This is a genomic window from Acidobacteriota bacterium, assembly GCA_019347945.1.
Taxonomy (GTDB): domain Bacteria; phylum Acidobacteriota; class Thermoanaerobaculia; order Gp7-AA8; family JAHWKK01; genus JAHWKK01.
On the sequence record JAHWKK010000016.1, the window covers coordinates 1 to 23,038 of the forward strand.

At 62.4% G+C, this 23,038-nt stretch carries 23 protein-coding genes; 5 read left to right on the top strand and 18 right to left on the bottom strand.

Annotation, left to right across the window (positions count from 1 at the left end; genetic code table 11):
• Positions 1 to 341: 341 nt before the first annotated feature.
• The 4 genes from KY459_11050 to KY459_11065 all read right to left on the bottom strand — a co-directional run bounded on the left by KY459_11050 (position 342) and on the right by KY459_11065 (position 4,528).
• Positions 342 to 1,013, bottom strand: a complete 672-nt coding sequence (locus KY459_11050; protein ID MBW3565253.1) for a hypothetical protein — start codon at positions 1,011 to 1,013, stop codon at positions 342 to 344.
• Positions 1,014 to 1,105: 92 nt separating this feature from the next.
• Positions 1,106 to 2,236 carry a hypothetical protein gene (locus KY459_11055; GenBank protein ID MBW3565254.1) on the bottom strand — a complete coding sequence of 377 codons (1,131 nt, stop codon included), beginning with the start codon at positions 2,234 to 2,236 and terminating at the stop codon, positions 1,106 to 1,108.
• Positions 2,233 to 2,982: a fumarylacetoacetate hydrolase family protein gene (locus tag KY459_11060; protein MBW3565255.1), complete on the bottom strand. Its 750-nt coding sequence runs from the start codon at positions 2,980 to 2,982 to the stop codon at positions 2,233 to 2,235. The genes KY459_11055 and KY459_11060 overlap by 4 nt, the downstream gene beginning before the upstream one ends.
• Before the next feature lie 7 nt (positions 2,983 to 2,989).
• On the bottom strand, positions 2,990 to 4,528 hold the full coding sequence (locus KY459_11065; protein ID MBW3565256.1) for a hypothetical protein: 1,539 nt from the start codon (positions 4,526 to 4,528) through the stop codon (positions 2,990 to 2,992).
• A 31-nt stretch (positions 4,529 to 4,559) separates the two neighbouring features.
• Here KY459_11065 and hpt point away from each other — a divergent pair, with 31 nt between their 5' ends.
• Positions 4,560 to 5,075 carry a hypoxanthine phosphoribosyltransferase gene (gene hpt / locus KY459_11070; protein ID MBW3565257.1) on the top strand — a complete coding sequence of 172 codons (516 nt, stop codon included), beginning with the start codon at positions 4,560 to 4,562 and terminating at the stop codon, positions 5,073 to 5,075.
• A complete protein-coding gene (gene ftcD, locus KY459_11075; protein MBW3565258.1) occupies positions 5,072 to 5,992 on the top strand; it encodes a glutamate formimidoyltransferase in 921 nt (306 codons plus the stop codon). The genes hpt and ftcD overlap by 4 nt, the downstream gene beginning before the upstream one ends.
• Before the next feature lie 303 nt (positions 5,993 to 6,295).
• Here the strand turns inward: ftcD and KY459_11080 are convergent, their stop codons facing one another.
• The 7 genes from KY459_11080 to thrS form a co-directional block, all read right to left on the bottom strand.
• On the bottom strand, positions 6,296 to 6,634 hold the full coding sequence (locus tag KY459_11080; protein ID MBW3565259.1) for an RNA-binding S4 domain-containing protein: 339 nt from the start codon (positions 6,632 to 6,634) through the stop codon (positions 6,296 to 6,298).
• Positions 6,635 to 6,667: 33 nt separating this feature from the next.
• Positions 6,668 to 6,988: an integration host factor subunit beta gene (locus KY459_11085; protein ID MBW3565260.1), complete on the bottom strand. Its 321-nt coding sequence runs from the start codon at positions 6,986 to 6,988 to the stop codon at positions 6,668 to 6,670.
• 57 nt (positions 6,989 to 7,045) lie between these two features.
• On the bottom strand, positions 7,046 to 8,068 hold the full coding sequence (gene pheS / locus KY459_11090; GenBank protein ID MBW3565261.1) for a phenylalanine--tRNA ligase subunit alpha: 1,023 nt from the start codon (positions 8,066 to 8,068) through the stop codon (positions 7,046 to 7,048).
• Between the two features lie 55 nt (positions 8,069 to 8,123).
• On the bottom strand, positions 8,124 to 8,498 hold the full coding sequence (gene rplT, locus KY459_11095; protein ID MBW3565262.1) for a 50S ribosomal protein L20: 375 nt from the start codon (positions 8,496 to 8,498) through the stop codon (positions 8,124 to 8,126).
• A gap of 87 nt (positions 8,499 to 8,585) precedes the next feature.
• A complete protein-coding gene (gene rpmI / locus KY459_11100) occupies positions 8,586 to 8,783 on the bottom strand; it encodes a 50S ribosomal protein L35 (protein MBW3565263.1) in 198 nt (65 codons plus the stop codon).
• A gap of 111 nt (positions 8,784 to 8,894) precedes the next feature.
• Entirely contained in the window at positions 8,895 to 9,386 is a 492-nt protein-coding gene (infC, locus tag KY459_11105; protein MBW3565264.1) for a translation initiation factor IF-3, read from the bottom strand.
• A gap of 170 nt (positions 9,387 to 9,556) precedes the next feature.
• Complete coding sequence (gene thrS / locus KY459_11110) at positions 9,557 to 11,473, bottom strand: threonine--tRNA ligase (protein ID MBW3565265.1); 1,917 nt, start codon at positions 11,471 to 11,473, stop codon at positions 9,557 to 9,559.
• A gap of 231 nt (positions 11,474 to 11,704) precedes the next feature.
• On the opposite strand from thrS, the gene KY459_11115 reads away from it, so the two are divergent.
• The gene (locus KY459_11115; protein MBW3565266.1) at positions 11,705 to 12,631 is read left to right on the top strand and encodes a hypothetical protein; all 927 of its coding nucleotides are present in this window, start codon (positions 11,705 to 11,707) and stop codon (positions 12,629 to 12,631) included.
• Positions 12,632 to 13,345: 714 nt separating this feature from the next.
• Here KY459_11115 and KY459_11120 read toward each other — a convergent pair.
• Together KY459_11120 and KY459_11125 are read right to left on the bottom strand one after the other, a co-directional pair.
• The gene (locus tag KY459_11120; protein ID MBW3565267.1) at positions 13,346 to 14,776 is read right to left on the bottom strand and encodes an aminotransferase class V-fold PLP-dependent enzyme; all 1,431 of its coding nucleotides are present in this window, start codon (positions 14,774 to 14,776) and stop codon (positions 13,346 to 13,348) included.
• 18 nt (positions 14,777 to 14,794) lie between these two features.
• On the bottom strand, positions 14,795 to 15,778 hold the full coding sequence (locus KY459_11125; protein MBW3565268.1) for a DUF1684 domain-containing protein: 984 nt from the start codon (positions 15,776 to 15,778) through the stop codon (positions 14,795 to 14,797).
• Between the two features lie 63 nt (positions 15,779 to 15,841).
• On the opposite strand from KY459_11125, the gene KY459_11130 reads away from it, so the two are divergent.
• Positions 15,842 to 16,354: a hypothetical protein gene (locus KY459_11130; GenBank protein MBW3565269.1), complete on the top strand. Its 513-nt coding sequence runs from the start codon at positions 15,842 to 15,844 to the stop codon at positions 16,352 to 16,354.
• Here the strand turns inward: KY459_11130 and KY459_11135 are convergent.
• The 5 genes from KY459_11135 to KY459_11155 form a co-directional block, all read right to left on the bottom strand.
• Positions 16,323 to 18,017 (bottom strand): hypothetical protein, encoded by a 1,695-nt coding sequence (locus KY459_11135; GenBank protein MBW3565270.1) that lies wholly within the window; start codon positions 18,015 to 18,017, stop codon positions 16,323 to 16,325. The two genes, KY459_11130 and KY459_11135, sit on opposite strands and share 32 nt — an antisense overlap.
• 61 nt (positions 18,018 to 18,078) lie before the next feature.
• Entirely contained in the window at positions 18,079 to 18,825 is a 747-nt protein-coding gene (locus tag KY459_11140) for a hypothetical protein (protein ID MBW3565271.1), read from the bottom strand.
• A gap of 3 nt (positions 18,826 to 18,828) precedes the next feature.
• Positions 18,829 to 19,875 (bottom strand): M23 family metallopeptidase, encoded by a 1,047-nt coding sequence (locus tag KY459_11145; protein ID MBW3565272.1) that lies wholly within the window; start codon positions 19,873 to 19,875, stop codon positions 18,829 to 18,831.
• Between the two features lie 28 nt (positions 19,876 to 19,903).
• Positions 19,904 to 20,632: a VTT domain-containing protein gene (locus tag KY459_11150; protein MBW3565273.1), complete on the bottom strand. Its 729-nt coding sequence runs from the start codon at positions 20,630 to 20,632 to the stop codon at positions 19,904 to 19,906.
• The gene (locus KY459_11155; protein ID MBW3565274.1) at positions 20,629 to 21,174 is read right to left on the bottom strand and encodes a hypothetical protein; all 546 of its coding nucleotides are present in this window, start codon (positions 21,172 to 21,174) and stop codon (positions 20,629 to 20,631) included. Before KY459_11155 ends, KY459_11150 begins: the two co-directional genes overlap by 4 nt.
• Before the next feature lie 72 nt (positions 21,175 to 21,246).
• Between KY459_11155 and KY459_11160 the strand changes: the two genes are divergently transcribed.
• The gene (locus KY459_11160) at positions 21,247 to 22,557 is read left to right on the top strand and encodes an APC family permease (protein ID MBW3565275.1); all 1,311 of its coding nucleotides are present in this window, start codon (positions 21,247 to 21,249) and stop codon (positions 22,555 to 22,557) included.
• Positions 22,558 to 23,038 lie beyond the last annotated feature (481 nt).

Sequence of the window (23,038 nt, forward strand, 5' to 3'; positions counted from 1 at the left end):
CCTTTCGGCGGCGCCGTCAGCTGCGTCCGATTCAAGCGTCGGAAACGATCAGCCGGTGTGTTCGATTCTGTCGCCCGCCCATACAGATGTTGAACCTCGCGAGATCTCCGCGTCGGCCAGTCCGCGGTCGCGAAGCCGTGCGATGAACGAGAGTCTTTGCTGGCCCGCGGTCCGCGGCCACAGAACGTCGACCGCTCTCAAAAGTGTTGAATCTCGCGAGATCTCCACGCGGATCAGCCCGCGCCGCGGGCGAAAGAGCTTAGCCCCGGCTTCAGCCGGGGGTTGGAGAGTCGTCGCACAGACGTCAAGCCCGCTTCAGCGGGCGACAGATCCACGCATCCCTACTCCAGATTCACCGAGATCTCGCCGACGGTGAGGAGGAGCTCGATCACGCTGCTGGCCTCGGAGCTCGGGTTGTTCCACTCTGCGGCTCCTGCAAAGAGGCCTTCTCTCGACTCTCTGCGGCTTCCGATCTCGGTGCGCACCTCGCCGACGCGGGCACGCGCTTTCAGCCGGCGCACGTCCGCGGACGAGCCTTTCATCCGGATCTCGCCCGCCTTCATCGAGACCAGAACGTTTCCGAGACTTCCACTCAGATCGACTTCACCGGCCGTCTGTCTCAGCTCGACGCTCGTCCACTCGGGGAGAGTCAGCGTGATCTTCGATTCGATGTCCCGTCGTTTGGCTTTCGAGCTCCGCGCCGCGCCTTCCCGCTTGTCGCGCAAGATCAGCCGGGTATCCTTCCGGATCGCCTCGATCGACAAGCCGTCGAGGACGCTGTCGAGCCATTCCTGGTCCTCGTTGCCGCGTTCGATCCTGTATTCGACCTCCACCTGAACGCGATCGATCGGAGCGGTTCGAACCTGGATCTCGGATGGAGGAACCTGTACCTCGACACGCTTCACGCCCTCTGCCGACCATGCGATCGTCGAGGTTCGCGAAACCCTCTCGTCCGCCCAACCCGGAATCGCCGCAATCGCTGCAACAGCCGCGACGAGAATCAGCTTCTTCATGAAATCCTCCCCTTCACACTCTGAATACGTATCCCCTCCGTCGAAGGTTCCACGCCGAGCGGATACGCGGAGTCGGATGCGCTCCGGTGTCGCTATGGGATGAAGTCTTCCCGTCTCGCTTCGAGCCACGTGATCGCTTCCTCGCGCGAGGAGATTCTCCCCTCCAGCTGCTCCGTGAAGACCGCCGATGCGGCCTGACCGATCACCGGGCCCGGCCCCACGCCGAGAATCGACATCACAGCGGTTCCGTCGAGAAACGGATTCATCCGGAAGATCTCGGGAGACTCGAGAAAGAGCTCGATCCGCTCGGCCTCCGCTTCGCGGCCGACGAGCCGGAGAAGCTCAGCGGCCTGCGCCGCAGCCTCACGGCCAGACGTTCTGACGGGGATAGCAATCGAGTCGCTCCCCGATCTGGCAACGAACCCCGCGAGAGCGAACATCTCACGAATGCCGGAGTCGCGCCTTCGCATATGAATGATCTTCTCAGCAGTTCCTTCCGGGACCTTCCACGCAATCGCTCCGAGAACGACGTTCGGATGCGATGCGCGCGCTGCGGTCGACGCATCGATCTCCGCTCCGAAGAGGACGACATCGATCCGAAGCGTCGAGAGCGCTTTCACCAGCCGCGGGGGGTCGCCGAGGTCGAGAGCGGCGTTGAGCTCCTGCGCAATTCGCTCTCCCGCGACATTCGCCAGCAGATGCGCATGGCGGCGGCAGGCGTCCAGCGTCTCGTCGGATATGTCGAATGCGAGCGTGCTGTGAAAACGCGCCGCGCGAAGAATCCGCAACGGATCGTCGATGAGATTTCGTTCGTCTACGATTCGTATGACCTCGTCGCGGATGTCGTCGAGGCCGCCGAAAGGGTCGAGGAAGGAACCGTCGCTTCCGAGGGCCATCGCATTGATCGAAAAATCACGTCTCGCGAGGTCCTGCGAGATATCTCCACCGACGATCGGCGCGACATCTGCCGTTCCGTCGCCACCGACGATCCTGCTGACGACGAGCTCGCGTCCGAGATTCACCGGTCTGCCGCCCCATTCTCGTGCGATCTGCCCGGCGGTGCGGGAAGGATCGGGTGAGACGAGATCGAGATCCTTCGTCTCGAGTCCCAGAACCGCATCCCGGACGGTGCCGCCGACGACCCACCAGGGGCGCGCGAGAGTGTGCAGGACCGCGAAGCGCTTCTCGATTGCCGCGAGAAGATCAGCGGGCTCGACCGTCATTCGACCCGGTTCGAGAGGATTCCGAGGTTTTCGATCTCGACGCTGACTTCGTCGCCCCGCTCGAGCGGTCCGACGCCCTCGGGAGTCCCGGTGAGGATGACGTCACCCGGTTCGAGCGTCATGACCGAGGAGACGAACCCGAGAATCGCACCGCAATCGAAGATCATCTGGGAGGTTCGTCCCTGCTGGCGGACGCTGCCGTTAACGCGGGTGGTGACCGCGACATCGTCCGGGTCGAGATCGGTTTCGATCCAGGGTCCTAGAGGGCAGAAGGTATCGAACCCTTTACCGCGGGTGAACTGCCCGTCGAATTTCTGCAGATCGCGCGCGGTGACGTCGTTGCCGCATGTGAAACCGATGATCACAGAGCGCCAGTCGTCGCCGAGGTTGCGGCAGCGCCTGCCGATGACGATGGCGAGCTCGCCTTCGAAATCGACCCTCGACGAGGAAGCAGGCCGGATGATCGATTCTCCCGGCCCGATGACGGATGTACCCGGTTTGAGAAAGATCAACGGCGTGGATGGCAGCTCGTTGCCGAGCTCCTTCGCGTGGTCCGCGTAGTTCCGACCGACCCCGACGATCTTGCGCGGCTGAACCGGAGCAACAAGTCTGGCCTCGGAGACTGCGATCCCGGCGTCGAACGTCGGAGCCGTCTCCGTGAACGGGTCGGCGATCGGAAGGATCCGCTCGTCGTGGATCTGTCCGTAGCCGATGATGCCGCCATGTTCGTATCGAACGATCCTCATGCGGGACTCAGAGATTCTGCGTAACGTGCTGGTCGTAGATCAGCCACAGGCCGGAGAACTCGCGAAACAATCTGAGTCTGGAGCGATGGAGGCGCCGGACGCCCTCGGGCCCCCATTGGGCCTGAGCTCCGTTCATGATTGCGCCGAAGGCGGAATCCGTGGTCTCCGCCGCCCCGAGCGTTTCGCGAATTCCGCCGAGATCCTCGCTCGCCGCGCCCTGTGTCTTCATGATTTTCAGCATCTTTCCCGCATCCTCGTTGATTCGCATTCGCAGCGCCGCTGCGCGGACATAGAGCAGATCCCGCTCCCGTTCATCGGCGGTTTGTCCCCCCTCCTCTCTGTAGAGATGGAAAAAGGCGGCAATTTCCCACGGCTCGAGTCGCAGATCGACGACGACTTCGCGCGCGAGATCGTTGGCAGGGCCGAGCCGATTCTTCCACGGCGTGAGTGCCGTGCTGATCTTCTCGAGATAGGGCTGGAGCACGGCATCGCTTCCGAAGATCCGCTCGAGCGACACCCGTTCCTCGACCTTCTCGATCACTGGAGAGACGTCGGTTTCCTCCGAGGCCTTTCGATCCTGGCCGAGCAGCCGATACAGACTCTGCTTCATTCGCATGATCGATTCGGTCTTGAGATTCGAGCGCGAACGCGATTCGTCGAAATCCTGCTTGAACTTTCGAAACCGCTCGAGCTCGGCGATTGCGTCATCCTCCCGAGCGAATCCATCTCTGAGAGAATCCTCGTTATCGATCACGCGCTGAATGTTGTTCAGGATCTCCTGCTCCTCGATCTGGTAGAGCTCGGAAAACCGTTTCTTCATCGCCACGTTCGCGTTGACCGCGGCCAGCATCACATCCGGATGAAACAGCGCGTTTCCGCACTCGTGCTTGAGCATCCGGAGTTTTCCGATCAGATCGGAGTCGGTCAGGTTCTCAAACCGGCTCGCCTGCTCGACCTGCTCTCGAATGACCTTGAGCTCCCGGATGATCTCGAGCAGACGCTCCTGTCCGGGGAGCTTGCCCTCGAAGCTCGAGCCAATCGCCTGGAATCTCTCCCGAAGATTGAGGGAGTCGCGGACGCCGATGCCTCCCTGGTCATCGACGTAAGCCTCTCCCAGACGTGTGACGAGAAAGTCGAACTTGTCGCGGCGGTCACCTTCGAGTGATTCCGGCGACGCCAGGTAGAAGCGGATCAGATGAACGAGGATCATCTCATCCCGACTCCCGAGTTTCTCGAAGAATCGCCGCATGACAGAAGTCGTCAGGAGCTCGTCCGCGACGAGAAGCTGCTTCGCGATGTTCGCCAGATCGGTCGCGCCGCTCTGGAGACGATCGCTCACCTTTTCCGGATCGGCGGTACCGATCTGCGTCTGCGTGTGCCGGATCGGCTCCCAGACGCTCTGGAAATCGATCTTGTACGGAAGCGGTCGCTCGAGAACGTTCCGGAACACGCTCTGAGCGAACTGGTGAAACGTCCAGAGCGATTTGAACCGGTCGGACAACTGCACAAACCGGTTGTGAAGCCCAGATATCTCCTCGACGGACATCTCCCTCCCCTGCGGTAGAATTCTTACACAGATGCCACAACGCACGATAATCACCACTGATCAACTGCAAAAACGAATCGCGGACCTCGGACGACAGATCAGTCACGAGATCCCTCCCGAAGAGGAGATCATCGCTCTCTGTGTTCTGAAGGGAGCTGTTTTCTTCATGACCGACCTCGTACGAGCGATGGACCGCGACGTCGCAATCGACTTTCTTCAGGTCTCTTCCTACGGAAACGACATGACTTCCAGCGGCGTCGTCACGATCCTCAAAGAACCCCAGCTCGATCTTCGCGGCAAGACCGTTCTCGTCATCGAGGACATCGTCGACAGCGGCCTGACCATGCGCGAAGTCGACCGATACATCCGCAACAAGGGTGCAGCCAGGGTGATGACCGTCACTCTGCTCGACAAAGCAGCTTCTCGAACCGTCGACTTCCAGCCCGATTACGTCGGTTTTCAAATCGATCCCGACTTTGTCGTCGGCTATGGACTCGATCACGCCGAGAGTTTTCGCAACCTTCCGGAAATTCGCGTCGTCGAGTGACCGATCTCTTTCCCTTCAATCTCTGGGAAGCGGTGCCGAATGTCAGCGAGGGCCGCGACCGCGAAATCATCGAGGGAATCGAATCCGCAATCCGTGGCATATCGGGAGCTCATCTTCTCGACCGTCACGTCGATCCCGATCACAATCGAAGCGTCTTCACGCTCGTCGCTCGTGACGGGGACGACCTGCTGGCGGCACTCCTCGCCATGTTTCACGAAGCGTCGAAGAGAATCGACCTCCGCAGGCACTCCGGGGTTCACCCGAGGACCGGAGCAGTTGACGTCGTCCCGCTGATCCGTCTCGGTGGTCACTCCGAAGAGAAAGGCCGCGAGCTGGCCCGGACGCTCGGATCCGAGCTCGCCAGACTCCACGATCTTCCGGTCTTTCTGTACGAGCACTCGGCGAGTGCGAGCCATCGTCGGACGCTCCCCTCGATCCGTCGCGGAGGTCTCGACGGCCTCGCCGCGCGCATGCGCGAGGCCGGCTGGAAGCCCGATTTCGGCCCCGAGAAGCATCACGAGTCGCTCGGCTCGGTGATCACCGGCCTCAGGGACGTCCTCGTCGCCTTCAACGTTCTGCTCGACTCGACCGACCCCGCGCCTGCCGCCCGGATCGCGCGGAAGATTCGCGAGAGCTCCGGCGGTCTCCCCGGCGTTCGCGCCCTCGGGATGTCTCTGCTCCGCAGAGGAAAATCGCAGGTATCGATCAATCTCGTCCGGCCGTTCGAAACCACCGTTGCGGATGTGTTCGGGGCGGTGTCGAGGGAGGCGCATGCGCTCGGAGTCGACGTCCTCTCCAGCGAGATCGTCGGACTCGCCCCCGCCCGATCCCTGGGGACGGACGATCTCGCGAGCCTTCTCCTCGAGCGGGAAGACATCATTCTCGAGGACCACGTCGAGAAGGGGTTGGAGGTCTGAGGAGGTTGGAGGTTGGAGGCTGTTTTCGGGGATCAAAAACACTCGTCATCGTGAGCCTAGAGACCGGTGCTTCGCGCCGGTGAATCGGAAATGACAACGGAGCCCTGGAAAAGCCGCTTCCGCATTCTCAAACCGACGTCGTCCCGAGCGGGCGGTCGGGCGGGCAAGCGAGGGACCTCGCAGGGTGGGACCTCCAGGCGAAGCTAAGCGCTGAAAAAGATCGGAGTCCAGGAAGTTCGCCGTTGAGTGGGCGGCTTTGGTTCCAATCTCAAACCTCCAACCACAAACCTTTTCCCTAGCCCCTCAGCTGAACGACTTCCTCAGCCGCTCGATCTCCCGCCGCTCCTTCTTGGTCGGTCTTCCGGCGCCGCGGTCCCGCTCCATGACCGGGCTGACCTTCTCCCTCACGGGACGCGGAGGAGAAAGATCGTTGACGATCGTCCTCGCCTTCTCCTTCGAGAGCTGCCGGTCGGGAATCTCCAGGATTTCCCATCGCCGGGTCCACTCGCCGGAGATCTCCACAGTGTCGCCGGCTCTCACCGCGCCGGCCGGCTTGATCCGCTGTCCGTTGACCTTGACGATTCCGCCCCGGCACGCATCGGTGGCATCCGATCGGTGCCTGACCAGGCACGCCCACTTCAGAAAAAGGTCGACCCGGAGGGAATCCACGGCAGATCAGGACCCGCCGGAGTCACTCGAGTCGGAGCTGTCCGACTCTCCCGCATCGGCAGGAATGTTTCGCAGCTCCTTGCCGGGTTTGAAGCGGATCGTATAACCGGGAGGAATGCGGAACTCGTCGCCGGTCTTCGGGTTGCGTCCGATTCCGCGCTTCCGCTCGCGCACTTCGAAGACTCCGAAGCCGCGGATCTCGATGCGCCGCCCCTCGGCGAGAGCGTCGCGCAGCCCTTCGATCACGGCATCGACCGCCTCGATCGCTTTTGGTCGCTGTGTGTCGGTCTTGTCGACCACATTGTTGACGATGTCGATTTTGATCATTCGGAGCTCGGACCGCGATTATAGAAACGGCGATTCACAACGGTCAAATCCGTCACTTCAGAACTGACTCAGAATCCGGACGTCGTTCTCGAACAGGACGCGAATGTTCGGCATGCCGAATTTCAGCATCGTGACCCGATCGATTCCGAGGCCGAATGCGAACCCGGTGTACCTTTCGGAGTCGATTCCGACGTTCTCGAGCACCTTCGGGTGGACCATTCCGCACCCGAGAATCTCCATCCACCCCGTCTGGGAACAGGTGCCGCAGCCCTTGCCCGAACAGAAAACGCACGAGATGTCGACCTCCGCCGACGGCTCGGTGAAGGGGAAGTAGCTCGGCCGGAATCGGATCCCGGTTCCCGCGGAAAAGATCTTCCGGAGAAAGTGCTGAAGCGTCCCCTTCAGATGCCCGAAGTGAATTCCTTCGTCGACCAGGAGCCCCTCGATCTGATGAAACATCGGCGAGCGGCGAAGCGTGATCTCGTCGCGACGGTAAACGCGGCCGGACGCGACCAGCTTCACCGGCGGCTTCACAGCCTCCATCACGCGGATCTGAACATTCGACGTATGGGTACGAAGGAGCCGGTCCGCCCCGAGATAGAAGGTGTCCTGTTCGTCTCGTGCCGGATGCTCCGGCTCGAAGTTGAGAGCTTCGAAGTTGTACCAGTCGCTCTCGATCTCGGGTCCTGCCGCGACCGAATAGCCCATCTCCCGGAAAACACCCTCGATCTCGCGCCGGACGATCGTGATCGGGTGAAGATGGCCGATCCTCGGGCGCCGGCCGGGAAGCGTGACGTCGATCGCTTTCCGTTTCGACGCCGGCCGGGAGACCGACGCGATCGCTTCGTCCATCCGGGACTGCAACTCGGCCCGGAGCGCGTTGAGCGCAGCGCCCGCTTCCTTCTTCTCCTCAGGCGGGATCGACTTCAGCTCGCCGAACAGAGCGGGAACGAGCCCCCCCTTGCGGCCGAAGTACCGGATGCGGAGGTCTTCTACCGAGCGGGCATCGTTCGCCGCCTCGAGGTCTTCGGCGAACCGACGGCGGATCTCTTCGAGCTGTTTCCCGAGCGTCTCGTTCATAAAAAAATCGCGGGTCAGGCCGACCCGCGATGGAAGTTTATACGATGAGACTCGATCAGGCGGAAGCGGTCTTTTTGCCGTCGAGCGCCGACTTCGCCTGCTCGACGAGAACGGCGAATGCCGCCTCGTCATGCACCGCGATGTCGGCCAGCACCTTACGGTCGAGATCCGAGCCGGCCGCCTTGAGACCGGCGATAAATCGGGAGTACGACAGCCCGTGCAGCCGCGATGCGGCCCCGATCCTGACGATCCACATCTTTCTGAAATCCCGCTTCCGGTCCTTGCGGCCCGTGTAAGCGGTATCGAGCGCGCGCGCCACCTGCTCTTTTGCGAGCCGGTGACTGCGCGACTTCAGTCCCCAGTAACCACTCGCAAGTTTCAATATCTTGCGACGACGATTCTTACGCTTCGGTCCTCTTTTGACTCTCATTGATCCCTCTCCTCGTTATGATTTCTTCGTCCGGCCGGGTCATGAGGATGGGCGTACCCGGTCGCGGTCGTTGCCGCCAGCTTCGTATCAGAGATACGGCAGCATTCTGTCGACGATCTTGGCGTCCGGTTTTGACAGAAGCACGGACCCGCCGAGCCGGCGCTTCCTTCCGGGCGACTTCTTGGTCAGAATGTGCGCCTTGAAAGCGGAGCTCCGCTTGATCTTTCCGGTGGCCGTTTTCCTGAAGCGCTTCGCCGCGCCTCGATGTGTTTTCATTTTGGGCATGGTTCACCTCTCGAATCGGCGTCCCTAACCGCCTCGACCCCGGTTTGATTCCCTGATCGCGACCCGGCGGCCGGGAGGCGAAGACGCTTCGACACCCCGGCCGCGAGCTCCTTACTTCGAGGGGACGATCAGCAGGATCAGCCGGTTGCCCTGCATACTCGGAAGCCCTTCCGGCTCTCCCACTTCCTTGATGTCCTCGAGAAGACGGTCGAGTACGGCCTTGCCGAGCTCGCGATGCGCCATCTCCCGTCCCCGGAAGCGGACGATCGCCTTGACCTTCGCATCGGACTCGAGGAAGCGGATGACGTGCTTCTTTTTGAACTCGAAGTCGTGATCATCGATTCGAGGGCGGAACTGAACCTCCTTGATCACGATCGTCTTCTGCTTCTTCTTGGCCTCGTTCGCCTTCTTCTTCTCTTCGAAGAGGTACTTGCCGTGGTCCATGATCTTGCAGACCGGCGGTTTTGCCTGGGGCGCGACCTCGACGAGATCGAGACCCTTTTCATCGGCGAGTGCTCTCGCTTCATCGGTGTTGACGATTCCTACCTGGTTTCCCTCGTCATCGATGAGGCGGACTTCCGGAACCCTGATGCGTTCGTTGATTCGGGTTCCATCCCCGGGTTTGCGGGGAATGCGGCCTCGAAAGCCGCGTAACTTGGATGGATGAATAAGCGTGACTCCTTGACGTTGTTTACGTGTTCCGCGCACTCGAAACGCGGCTCTCTACTGCACATTCCCTCGTCTGCAAGGGGCGCGCACAATCTACGAAGTGGTCATTTCAAAGTCAAGGACCGTGTTCGCATTGCGTCGCGCATCCTGGCGGCGAGCGCACCAACCTGCTCCGCTCCCAGGTCACCGGCGCTCCGGTCTCTCACACTGACCGTTCCGGCGCTCTCTTCCTTTTCGCCGACGATGAGCATCAAAGGCACTTTCTCGATCTGCGCATTCCTGATCTTGGCGCCGAGCTTCTCGTTGGCACCGTCGACCTCGACTCGCAAACCGGCTACGACGAGCTCGTCCCGCACCTTTCCGGCGTACTCCAGAAAGCGGTCCGACACCGGAAGAATCTTCGCCTGTACCGGCGCGAGCCACAGAGGGAACGCCCCCGCGAAGTGCTCGACCAGAATTGCGAAGAACCGTTCGATCGAACCGAGGATCGCGCGGTGGATCATCACCGGACGGTGCTCCTCGTTGTCAGCGCCGACGTAAGTAAGCTCGAAGCGCTCCGGGAGCGCATAGTCGAGCTGAATCGTTCCGAGCTGCCAGGGCCGGCCGATCGCATCGTGAATCAGAAACTCGAGCTTCGGCCCGTAAAAAGCCCCTTCGCCCGGGTTCACGTGGTACTCGAGCCCACGCGCCTCGAGCGCCTCCTCGAGGGCCTTCTCCGCCGCGTCCCACATCTCCGGCGTCCCGATCGCCTTCTCCGGTCGGTTCGACAGCGCAATCCGAACGTCAGCGAATCCGAAGACCGCGTACATCTCCTCGGTCAGCCCGATCTCCCGTTCGATCTCACTCCGAATCTGATCCGGTGTCGTGAACAGATGCGCATCGTCCTGCGCAAAGGAACGGACTCGCGTCAGACCGTGGGTCACCCCGGAACGCTCATAGCGGTGAAGCCTGCAGAAATCGGCGATCCGCAGCGGGAGATCCCTGTACGAATGCATTCTCGCGGCGTAAATCTGCGTGTGACCGGGACAGTTCATCGGCTTCACGCCATACTCCCGCTCGTCGATCTCCGAGAAGAACATCGAGTCGCGAAAGTTCTCGTAATGCCCCGAGGTCCGAAAGAGATCGGCGTCCCAGATCATCGGCGTCACGACCTCGTCGTATCCGTCGCGAACGTAATACTCCCGGACGAAATCGACGAGCTCGTTGTAAATGATCGTTCCCTTCGGAAGAAAGATCGGCATCGCCGGAGCGAACTTCGAGAACGTGAAGAGATCGAGATCTTTGCCGAGCTTCCGATGGTCCCGCGCCTTCGCCTGCTCCAGCCGCTCGAGATACGCCGCCAGCTCCTTCCGGTCGGCCCACGCCGTGCCGTAGATCCGCTGCAGCATCGCGTTCCGCTCGTCACCTCTCCAGTAGGCTCCCGCGACCGACAGAAGCTTGAAAGCTCCCAGCTTTCCCGTCGCCGGAACGTGCGGGCCGCGGCACAAGTCCTTCCAGTCACCCTGCGAGTAGACCGAGAGAACCTCGTCCTCCGGAATCTCCCGGATGATCTCGGCCTTGTACGCCTCCCCCATCGTCTCGAATTCCTCGACGGCGTCGTTGCGCGCCCACTCGGAGCGCTCGATCGGGAGATCGCGCTCTACGATTTCCGCCATTCTCTTTTCGATCCGCTCGAGATCCTCGTCGGTGAAGGGCCGATCGGTCGCAAAGTCGTAGAAGAAGCCATCCTCGATCACCGGGCCGATCGTCACCTGGGTTCCGGGAAAGAGCTCCTGAACCGCATTCGCCATCAGATGTGCCGTCGAATGCCGGATGATCTCGCGGCCCTGATCGGTCTGCGGGGTGACGATCGCGATCTTCGACCCTTCGCTGACCGGCGCGTACAGGTCGACGATCTTCCCGTCGACGATTCCCGCAATCGCGTCTTTCGCGAGTCGCTTCCCGATCGAGGCGGCCACGTCGGCGACCGTCGCCCCGTCGGGCACTTCTTTTTTCGATCCGTCCGGCAACTCCACCTGCATGCAAACTCTCCTCTAAACGAAAAAGACAGGACCCGGGGCCCTGTCTCGTGCGCGCCTGAAAACAGATGACGACTTCACGAGCCGGGGCGTCTCACCTCGTCCGTGGTAGTCGACGTCGTCGTCATTGCTCCCGCCATTCCGGGGCAACAACGGCCCCGTTTCACCCCGGATTCCCGACAAGGCACGCTTTTTGTTCCCGAAATTACTCGGTAACGAAAGGAGTCACCCATCATGAGAAACCGCACGTCAATCCTTCTGGCAGCAACTCTTCCGCTTCTTTTCCTCGGCTGTGGTTCGACCGACCTCGGAGGAATCCTCGGAGGGGGCACCGACACCCGGACCTCGTCGTCCGCACCGAGCATGGTTCGCGGCGTAGTCTCGAGCGTCGACCCGACCAATCGCGTGATCTATCTCGACTCGGCGACCGTGAGCCTCCAGAACAGCGGCTACGATTCCGCCAAGCTCTACTACGAGACGAATACGCCGGTCATTTTCAACAACGAGCGCTATACCCCCGAGAACCTCGAGCGGGGCGACCGGATCGAGGCCTCCGTTCAGAGCTCCTCGAATCGACTGATCGCCACCGAGATCCACGTGACCTACGACTCGACCCCGGATGATGCCTGGGGCGGTTCGACGAACGCATCCCTCATGACGGGAACCGTTCGTGACATCGATACCCGCTCACGCTGGATCGACGTCCAGAGCAACGACTGGAACCGCACCGTCACGCGCGTCTACTACGACAACTCGACGGTCGCGATGCAGGACGGACGCTCCTACAATCCCGATACAATCCGCGTCGGCGATGAGATCCGGCTCGAGGTCTCGCAGACCTCGAATCGACTCTATGCATCGCGCATCGAGATCGGCGCTACCGCCTCGGGCGGTGACCGGTGGGGTTCGATCAATGAGACCGTTCGCGCTGAAGTCGTCTCGGTCAACGAATGGAACAACACCCTCGAAGTGCGGCGAACGACCGGAGCGCGCGAGCGGCTGACGCTGAGCTACGACTCCAGAACGGGCGTCGAGTATCAGGGCCGGACCTATCCGGTCGTGAATCTCGAGCGAGGGGACGTCGTCGACATTGCCGTGACCGGAACCTCGCCGACAAATCTGACGGCGAGCCGCATCGTCGTCGTTCGGAGCGTCCGGTAGGAAAGACAGGGATCAGGGATCAGGGAGCAGGGACCAGGGAGCAGGGATCAGGGAGCAGGGACCAGGGAGCAGAAGAAACCTCGTTCCAGAGCTTCGGTCGCAAGATTTCACCCCGCCCAGATCCTTCGCCGTGCTTCGGCGGCTCAGGATGGCGAGTGTTTCGATGTGGCGAGAGCAAAACGACCCGGACCTCGTCGTTCCGAGTCTGAAGGTGGAGTTTGCGAAACCGAAACCACGTCATCCTGAGTAAAACCCGTTCGTGGCGCCTGGTGAAGCGGAAATGAGACCCGTGAGTGCATAAACAACCGCACTCGCGTACTCAAACCGACGTCATCCTGAGCAAGTGACCGGCGCGTTGCGCCGGTGAAGCGGAAATGACACCTGTAAGTGCAGAACAACCGCGCTCACATACTCAAACAGACGTCATCCTGAGCGGGCGGTCGGGCGGGCAGGCGAAGGACCTCGCAGGTTGGGACATCAGACCAAGCGAAGCGCTGTAAAAGGTCGAAGTCCAGCAATTTCATAGTGGTTTCATTAGGAGCGGGCGGTCGGGCGGGCAGGCGAAGAGCCTGCCCTGAGGGGTGATGGGTGGGGGAAACCGAAGGGACCTCGCAGGTTGGGACATCAGACCAAGCGAAGCGCTGCAAAAGATAAGGGCCGGGCCGACCACGTGGGGTTGGTCGAGCCTTTTGCCTCCGAGACCCTCGCGCGCCCTTACTCGACGCTGACCGACTTCCATGCATCCGCGATGGCCTGAGCGGCGACGAGCGCCTCGTCCTGCCCCGTCGCCCAGTTGCTGACCGACACCCGGATGACCGCCCGCCCCTTCCAGCGGCTTCCGCTGAGCCAGATCCGCCCGTCCTGCTGAATGCGCCGCACCACACGATCGACGAGGCCGTCGTGTAGTTTCGAATCCTCGACGTCGAAATCGACGAGCACCTGATTCAGCACGACCTCGTTGACGATTCGAATGCCATCCACTTTTCGCAGTTCCGAGGCGATCCGGCTCGCTGCCGAACAGCCGCGCTCGATCAGTTCTCGAAGTCCCGAGCGACCAAGCCAGCGCAGCGCGGCATAGACCGGCAATCCTCTTCCGCGCCTGGAGAACTCCGGTGTCCAGTCGAGAGGATCGCGGGGCGCATCCGAATCCGGACCCGCCTGGATGAGGTAGTCGGCACGCACGGAGGTCGCTCCGAGGTGTGCGGCGCGATCTTTGACGATGGCGATCCCGCAGTCGTAGGGGACGTTGAGCCATTTGTGGGCATCGGTCGCCCACGAATCCGCCTCCTCGACGCCTTCGACGAGCGGCGAGGTCTCGGGTGAGACGCGAGCCCAGAGACCGAACGCTCCGTCGACGTGCACCCACGCATCCGATTCATGGGCGATCGCGATCACCTCCCCGAGAGGATCGAACGAGCCGGTGTTGACATTACCCGCCTGCGCGCAGACGATCGCCGGCCCTTCGCCCTCTCGCAGCGCATTCCGAAGCGCTTCCGGCCGCATCCGCCCTTCGAAATCCGTAGCGATCCGTACCGGACTCGCCCCGAGTCCGATCAGCCTCAGCGCGCTGAAAATCGTCGCATGCGCCTCGTCCGGAACGAGCACGCGAACTCTCGGGGCGCCCTGAAGCCCGTCTCTTTCCACATCCCATCCGGCATCGGCGAGGACGCGGTGTCTCGCCGCCGCGAGGCAGGTCGTGTTCGCCATCTGCCCGCCGGTCACGAACGCAACGCCACTCGTTTCCGGCAATCGGAGGACTTCGAGCAGCCAGCGCGCGGCGACCTCTTCGCAGACCGAAGGAGCCGGCGCCGCGGCATAGAGCCCGGCGTTCTGATCCCACACGGAGGTGAGCCAGTCGGCGGCCAGCGCTACGGGCATCGAGCCACCGATGACGAAGCCGAAGAAGCGCGGCGAGACCGATCCGAGCAGACCGTCTCTCGCCCCTTCGATCAGTTCCCGGATGACCTTTTCATCATCCAGCCCCTCCTCGGTCAGTTCGAGCCCGAGCCGCTCACGCAACTGCTCGAGCGACGCCCGATGCGTCACATCCCTCTCGGGGATGGCGGAGAGGAAGCGCTGCGACTCGGCGCTCGCGAGCTGCAGGACACGCTCGAAGCGTTTTTCGTCCCAGTCGAACCGGCTCATCTCTTCTCTGACAACCGCTCAGACATCCGCGGCAGGCTCGGACACCCCTTTGTCGTGGTGCAGGTGGTAATCCTTTTCTCCCGCCTCGACCCGGATCGGCAGCCAGTTCTGTCTCGGCGGCAACGGACAGGTTGCGAACGGAGTGAAGGCGCACGGAGGGTTGTACGCTCGATTGAAGTCGATGACGATCGATCCATCCTCCGCGGCAGTCGTCTCGGTATACAGATAACGGCCAGCGCCGTATGTCTCCTCGCCACTGGTCTCATCCCGGAAGATGATGAAGTAGTTGTCGTCGCTGTCGTAAACGTCGAGGGTCAGCTTCCACCCGTCGTGCTCGAAATGAATTCTCCCGGGGCTCTCCATGGTCTGCTGGCCTCCGGCGTAGTCTTCGAGCCGGACCATTCTCACCTCGTCGAACGGAATGAATCGTCCTTCGATCCGCCATTCGCGCGACACCGGGTAATGCTCGATCCCTTCGAAATTCACTCGAGTCGGCGCTTCAGTGTCGAGGACGCGAACGCCGAGCCGGCCATCGCGCTCGATCAGGTAGAACGACGTCGTACCCGAGACCAGAGTCGTCGGCTCCCTCTTCAGCTCGGAGGCCTCGGCATCGGAGATGAGATCGATCGGGCCATCGAGCGCGTCGGTTTTCGAAGTCAGATCGGTCCCCGTCACCGGAATGAATCGAACGGCTCCGTGATCGCCCTCCGAGGGCATCCGGTCGACGACGATCACGCCGGCACGGGGAGGAAGCCCGTCAACGACGATGTCGCTCCCCGGCACGCTTCCGATCCGGTTCGAGCCGGGCTCGAGCCAGTGGAGACCGACCAGCGCGAGGTACCCCCCTTCCGACTGCAGACTCGACAGCCTCCGGGCCCGCCACTCCTCGGTGGCCTCGATGTGGCCGTCCGCATCGGATCCTTCAGGCGCCTCGTACGCGCATCCGGACAGGATCGAGATCAATGCAACACCTGCGAGCAGGGGACGAAATGGCTGGTTCAAGTTCACCTCCGGTACAATCTCGCAGGATTCTATCGCTAAGAGCACCACGAGTTGATCGAACCGATGACCAGAGGGAACTTCTACGCGCCGCCGCAGCGGGATGTCGCTGCGACGATCTATACCACCGCGGGCTGGATGAGGGGGAACTTCGTCATCCCCAGCAGCCGTCGTCTCATCGAATTCACCAACCAGCCGGACGACTTCTTCAAGCTGCGCGACGTTCAGCTCCCCTCCGTCCCCGGACGTGCGACCTTTTTCGCCCTCCAGCGCGACTCGGTGATCTTCATCGTTCCCAACAGTCAGGCCGAAGTCTCCAGGATCACGACACTCGGTCAGGACCGGGTCGAGCGCGACGTCTCGTGTGCGTTCGAGACCGGCCTGATCAGCGGAATTCTGTACGTTCCCACCGGCCTTCGCGTCTCGGACTACCTGGTTCAGAGAAAGCGCTTCTTCGAGATCTACGAATGCGAGTATCTCGTCGGCGAAGGAGAGCAGCTCGACCGGGTCCGGAACATCCCGATCATGCTCGTGAACTCGAACCGGATCATCGGTGTCTCCGAGCCCCGGGTGCGCTGAGGCGCCACAGCGTCGAGCCATCTGGAAGCTGGCTGACGACCTCGCCCGGTACGGGATCGGACGGAGCAGGGTATTCACCTGCGGTCCGCGCTTCTCCTTCGACCGCGACGTGAGTGATTCCGTCGCTCACGAGTCTCTCCTCGAACCCCGGCGCGGCGAGATAATCGGAAATCCGATCGGAGTCGGCGTTGCCTCCCCCTCTCGGACTGCCGTCGACCCAGAACAGCTCCGGAACCCCGACGATGAAGGCCCGGTCGTTCTCGGTCAGCGTCTGGTTGAGCCAGAGGACCGCTCGATGCGCCTCCCTCCTCTCCGATATCCATTCGTCCGCACTCCGCTCGCTGGCGATCACTTCCCAGGGACGGAGCGCGAGGGCGACACCCGCCGTGACCACGAGTTGCGACACCGCCAGGATGAGCGCAACCAACGCAACACCATGCATCACGCGTGACCGGGGCGCGAAGCCTCGCCTCCAGGCCTCGAGCGCGGCGATGACTGCGAAGGGCATCAGAATGCGCGCCGCGGGACCGACGAAGGCGAGAATGGCAATCGAACCGGCGGCGAAAAGAAGAAGGCGACTGTCTTCTCTGCGGCGGAGCGCCACGATGCCGCCCGCCACGATGATCATCCAGATCGCCAGACCGGTCGATTCATCGAACTGAACGGGATCGAAAACATAGCCCCACGGCAACGGAACCGACCCCTCGCTGGTCCGGTACCGCGTGATCTCTTCGGTCTCACCCCCCAGCAGCGGCTCGACCGGGTTCCCTGTCCACACCGCATTTCTTACGTAAAAGAGCGAACCGAGAGCCAGGCCGATGAGCATCGGAGCGACCAGAGATCGCATCATCGGCCGGCGGACGAGCCCGGCCAGAACCACGAGCGCAATGAGCGGAAAGGTGTACTTGAGCATCAGCCCGGCTGCCACGGCGAGCGCGAGCAGCAACCGGTCCGGCTCCGCTCGTTTCAGCGAAGCGATCATGACCAGCGTCACGCCGATCAGCGGCCACTCGAGCATCGCGGCGCCGGCTGTCGCGAGGAGTACCGGCGTGGAGACGATTGCCGCGGTCAGGGCCCACGATCCCGACAGCCGCAGACACAGGATGACGACCACCCCGGCCACGATCAGATGGACGAGGTGGACCGCCATCCCTCCCCAGACCTTCCCCAGCACCAGCAGATGGAGGGGATAGATCGACTCGAAGCCAACGGGAAAATACGAGTGCGACATCAGTGGCAGCTCGACGACCCTCCCCTCCGCCGCCCAGACCGCCGGGACGGCAAGGTGATACGCCACCTCGTCGCGCATGAAGGGGGGCGCGAGCGCAAGAAAAAACGCGACGATCAGCGCACCCGTGATCACGCCGGCCCCGGCAATCTCGAGCGTTCCATGAACCCGGGGGAGGTCGCGGGGAATGCGCAGCCGGACGAGCCCGACGACCGCGAGGGGGACGAGGATCGCGAGTATCCCGGGTACGGTGACACTGAAGAGTCCGCAGAGATGAAGGAGACCCCCGGCGATCGGCAGTCCCACGAGGATCGCCTCTCCATCGGAGATGCGGGTTGCCAGCCGCTTCGAGAACGAGAGCTCGAGGAGCCGGACCAGACCGGCAGCGGCGAAAAGCGGAAGCGCGACGAGAAGGATTGCGAGAAGAATCTTCATCATCGCCCCTCGAGGCGGAGAGGCGTTTCACCCCTCTCGTGGGAGGGTCCGCGCAACCAGCTCAGCCTCGGAAATGCGAATCGAGCAGATCGTAGGCGCGGCGGAGGTTCTCCGAGGGAGCGGAAAGCTCCGAGAACGCGTCGCGGTAGATCAACTTGGCTCTCTTGAAGTCGTATTCGCGAAGCGCGTAGACGAGCTCTTTCAGCGCATCCCTCGACGAGCTGTCGAGGTCGGCGCGGCGCATCTCCAGCTCCATCAGCGAGACCGCCTGGCGGAGCTGCTTCGGCACTTCCCTCGAGGACGGATCCGATATCGCAGGCTCGGGCTCTGGACGCCGCTGCGCGGAGCGTTCCGCATCGAGCGCATCGAGTCCGACCGACCCGGGCAGTTGCCGGAGCTGATTGTTGAACTTCCCGAGCAGGAGATAGATCTCCTTCTCGGTGGCGAAGTTCCCGACGAGCCGGCTGTCGGCCGACAGCTCCAGATGCTCGGACTCCTGCAGCATGATGTAGGCGCGCGCATTGTCCTCGAGCGAGATCCGGCGTGCGGTCACCTTCCAGGCCGTGAGCGTACCTTCGATGTAGCACGCCTCCCTCGCCCGGACGTTCACTGCATCGACTTTGACGTCCGGTTCGATCCGGATCGATCCGTTGGTCGACTCGAGCTCCGAATAGTTTCCGGAGTTCTGGATGACGAGATTTCCAGGCGTCTTGATCGAGAGCTGCCCCTCGTCATTGACTCGAATCTCCGTACCCCTCGGGATGATCATCGTCGGAAAATTCGACGGATTCTCCACGGCGTTCGACATCTCTCACACTCCTCTTCTTCCACCCCGTATGAATGTCGACGGCAGAGGTTCGTAATCATTGAACTCCCTGACCGAGCGCGACTGGATGAGGAGCTTCTCCTCATCGTTCCAGCGATGATCCAGTATATAGATCCTCGGGTCAACTGGTCTGTAAACTCCCGCCCCGTCGAGGTCCGCCCGCACCTCGTAATGGAGATGCGAGTTCGTGCTCCACCCGGACGACCCGACCGTCGCGATGAATTGCCCCTGGGAGACCTTCTCTCCCGTCTTCACCCGGACTTCGTCACAGTGGGCGTAGATCGTCACGAATTTGTCCGCATGATTGACCACGACGACGTTCCCGAAGCGCCACCAGGCGATGCTCCTCGACATCGGGTATCGTCCGGCGAACGTCACAACGCCGTCTCCGGCAGCGACGATCGGTGTGCCTCGCGGCGCCGCCAGATCGAGACCGTTATGCATGTCCGCGGTCCTGGTGAAAGGCGAAATCCTCGATCCGAACGGCGAGGTCAGCACGAACTGCTCCTCCGGGACCGGCAGGATCGCCGGAACGTGCTTGACCAGCTCGGCGTGTTGTTCCTCGTAATCTGCCAGCATTGCGAGCTGTTCGCTGATTCTGGAAACTGCGAGCCTCAGAAGCGCTTCCTTCTCCCTCGCGGCCTCGAGCGGATCGGTCACCGGATCGACCAGCACCGCCTTATCAGGAAATGCCACCCCTCCCGTGCCGACGGACTCTCCGGCGAGGCCGTATACGGTCAGAAGCTTTTCGATTCCGATCTTCTGCTCGTCGAGCTTCTTCTCCAGCCCTTCCATCTGGGCGACGTGATCCGCCAGCTTCTCGAGCTGGACCGCCTGGCTGTCCCGGGCAATCCGAAGCTCCGCATCCCGATGGACGCGGCGCAGTACCGACGGGGCAGCCGCCATCGAGCCCCACAGCTCCAACAGGATCAGCGTGCCGATCACGAGCCCGACCGCCGCAGTCCGGCCTCCAAAGAAGAGATAGCGCACTCTTCCCCTGATCTCACTCGGATGTACCTGGATCTCGATCATCTGGACCCGCCTCGGGCGGACTCACATTTTACAACGAATCACCGGAGGAGACCGTCGATTCGAGCTCCCGGACCACCGAAAAACGGCGCCTGATGACGAAGAGAAGGCTGATCACCGCCGCCGCAACGAGGCTCACGATCAGGAGCCGGTTCACCAGGTCGGCCTGGCCGAGCGCACCCGTAACGATCGCATCTGCAGAGAATGCAACCACGAAGACCGACACCGGGAGACCGATCGACGACCCCAGGAGAAAGTCCTTCAGCCTCATCGAGGTGACCCCGGATCCGTAGTTGAATACGAAAAATGGAATCCCAGGCACGAGCCGAAGTACCGCGACGGTCTGTGCCCCCGCCTGATCGAGAATTCCGTATAATTTAGGAAACTTACGGCTCAGATACTTCATCACCGCTCCGCCGATCACCCAGCGGGCAAGCTCGAAGGAAACCCAGGCGGCCAGCAGGCACCCCGCCAGCACATAGAGTCCCCCCTCAGCCCACCCCCAGAGTACGGCCCCCAGGACCACGAACAGCGATGCCGGGACCGGAAGCACCGTCAGCATTGCCACCATTGCGACGAAGGCAATCGGAGCCCACCAGCGCTCGGCCAGATTCCGCCCTTGTTCGATCCAGATCTCGATCGAGTCCATGTTGAGCGCCTCGCCGGCCGGGCTGAGATAAATCGCTGCTCCCACCCCGATCAGCAGAATGACCGCCAGCAATCTCGGGAGCCACCCGCGCCCCGCAGCGCCTCCGGTCACCGAGCCCGCTCCACCACCAGAACCGAGCTGGGCTCGAGGCGTCCCGACAGCCCCAGCGAGCCGAAAACCGTCCGGAAGGCGATCGAACAGGGAACGTCGTCGAACACGAAGGTCCCTTTGACGGTGATCTCCTCGTCCATCATGACGTTGCGGATCGAACACTGCCGGGCGAGGCTCTCGACGATCGATTTCGCACTCGCATCCACGACATCGAGCCTGACGCCCGCATCACCGGCGTCGCGGACGACGAGAGTCCGGCCCCGCTCGATGAGCTCAAGCCCCAGTGCATCCGCCAGCACTTCGAGCGTCTCGATGATGGTCCCTCCCTCGATATCCGCTCGGAAACGGAAATCGACGAAATCGGCAACGATAGTTCTCCCCGTGCGCAGCTCGACGGTGCGGAGAAAGGCATGCATCGAGGCACCGCTCGCGTGGAGAGAAACGGTCCCGGCGTGACGGTTGACCGTCTTCACTTCGAGAATCGAGGCGCCGAGGGGCGACGCCGCGAGAAGAAGAAAAGCGCTGAAGAGGAGTGGTCGCATCATGAATCGCGCAAACCGTGCGCGCATCCCCGATATGCCCCGCGCGTGAATGATCCGGGCTAAGCTCTCGCCATGACGACGCTCGCCCGGCGGCTCGGCGCGTTCGACGCGACGATGATCGTGATGGGCGGGATCATCGGCTCCGGGATTTTCATCAACCCGGCGGTCGTCGCCCGGTACCTCGACACCACCCCCCTCATCATCGGAGCCTGGCTCGCCGGGGGCGCGATCGCGCTCCTCGGAGCTTTCATCTACGCCGAGCTCGCATCGGTCCGTCCCGAGGCCGGCGGGCAATACGCATATCTTCGCGACGCATTTCATCCCTCCGTCGCATTCCTCTACGGCTGGGGCCTGCTGCTCGTGGTTCAGAGCGGAGGAATGGCGGCGGTTGCCGTCACATTCGCGCGCTATGCGAACGAGCTCGGAGGTTGGCCGATACCGGAATGGCTCCTCGCCAGCCTGACCCTTCTCGCTCTCACCATCATCAACTGCCTCGGTGTCAGGAGCGGCAGCAACACCCAGTCGGTCCTGATGATCCTGAAGCTCCTCGCGATCGCTCTCCTCGTCGGAGCTGGAGCATTCTGGATTCGAGAGTCGAAGCTCGACTTCGGCGCGATTCCGGCGTCCGAGCCTCCAGCCGGTCTCCTCTTCGCGTTCGCCGCGGCGATGACCCCGGTCATGTTCTCTTATGGCGGCTGGCAGACCGCGAGCTTCATCTCGGGGGAGCTGCGGAGACCCGGACGCGATCTCGCCATCGGCCTCCTGGCCGGTGTCGCGGGTGTGGTCACCGTCTATATCGCCGTCAACCTGGTCTGTCTTCATGCCCTCGGACCGGACGGGCTGGCGCAGACCGCGGCTCCAGCCTCCGCGGTGATGCGGCTCGCGTTCGGCGAGCCGGGCGCTCGATTCATCGCCGCGGGGATCGCTATCTCGACCCTCGGGTTCCTCAGCCAGAGCATGCTGACCGCCCCCCGCGTCTATTACGCCATGGCCGACGACGGCGTTTTCTTTCGATCGGTCGGAAAAGTTCATCTCGTCACCCGCGTCCCGGTGGTCGCGATCGCGCTCCAGGGGCTCGTGGCAACGGTCATCGCGATCTCCGGCACCTACGAACAGATCCTCGGGTACGTGGTCTCGACAGACTTCATCTTCTTTGCACTCACGGGATTGACGCTTTTCGTTTTCAGGAGACGCCACGATTCCGCGCGCACTGAAGGCTTCAAGGCGCCCGGCCACCCCTGGACGACTGCGATCTTCACGATCGCCTGCCTTCTGGTGGTGATCGGCTCGGTCGCGCGCTCACCGGTCGACAGCCTCGTCGGATTCGCCATTCTCGCCAGCGGCCTCGTCGCTTACCGCTGGTTCGATTCTGTCGCCCGCTGAAGCGGGCTCGACATCTGAGGGTGCCACATTCCTGTCCCCCGGCTGAAGCCGGGGGCTATGATCTGGCGCCGCCGTCCGGCGGCTTCGTCCGATTCTGCGCCGCGTCTGAAACGGTCAGCCCGGTCCTCGATTCTGTCGCCCGCTGAAGCGGGCTCGACACTCGAGGGTGCCACGTCCCTGTCCCCCGGCTGAAGCCGGGGGCTAAGACCTGGCGCCGCCTTTCGGCGGCTCCGTCCGATTCTGCGCGACGTCCGAAACGATCAGCCCGGTCCTGCTCGATTCTGCTTCGCGGTTGCGAAACGCGAGGATCGAGTCTTTGCCAGCCCGCGGTCCGCGTGTTGCCAGCCCAAGGTCCGCGAGCGACAGAACGTCAAACGCCCTCGAAGGCGTTGAATCTCGCGAGATCTCCACCTTGGTTCAGCCCGCGCCCCGCGGGCGTAAGACCTTAGCCCCCGGCTTCAGCCGGGGGATAGGAGACCGT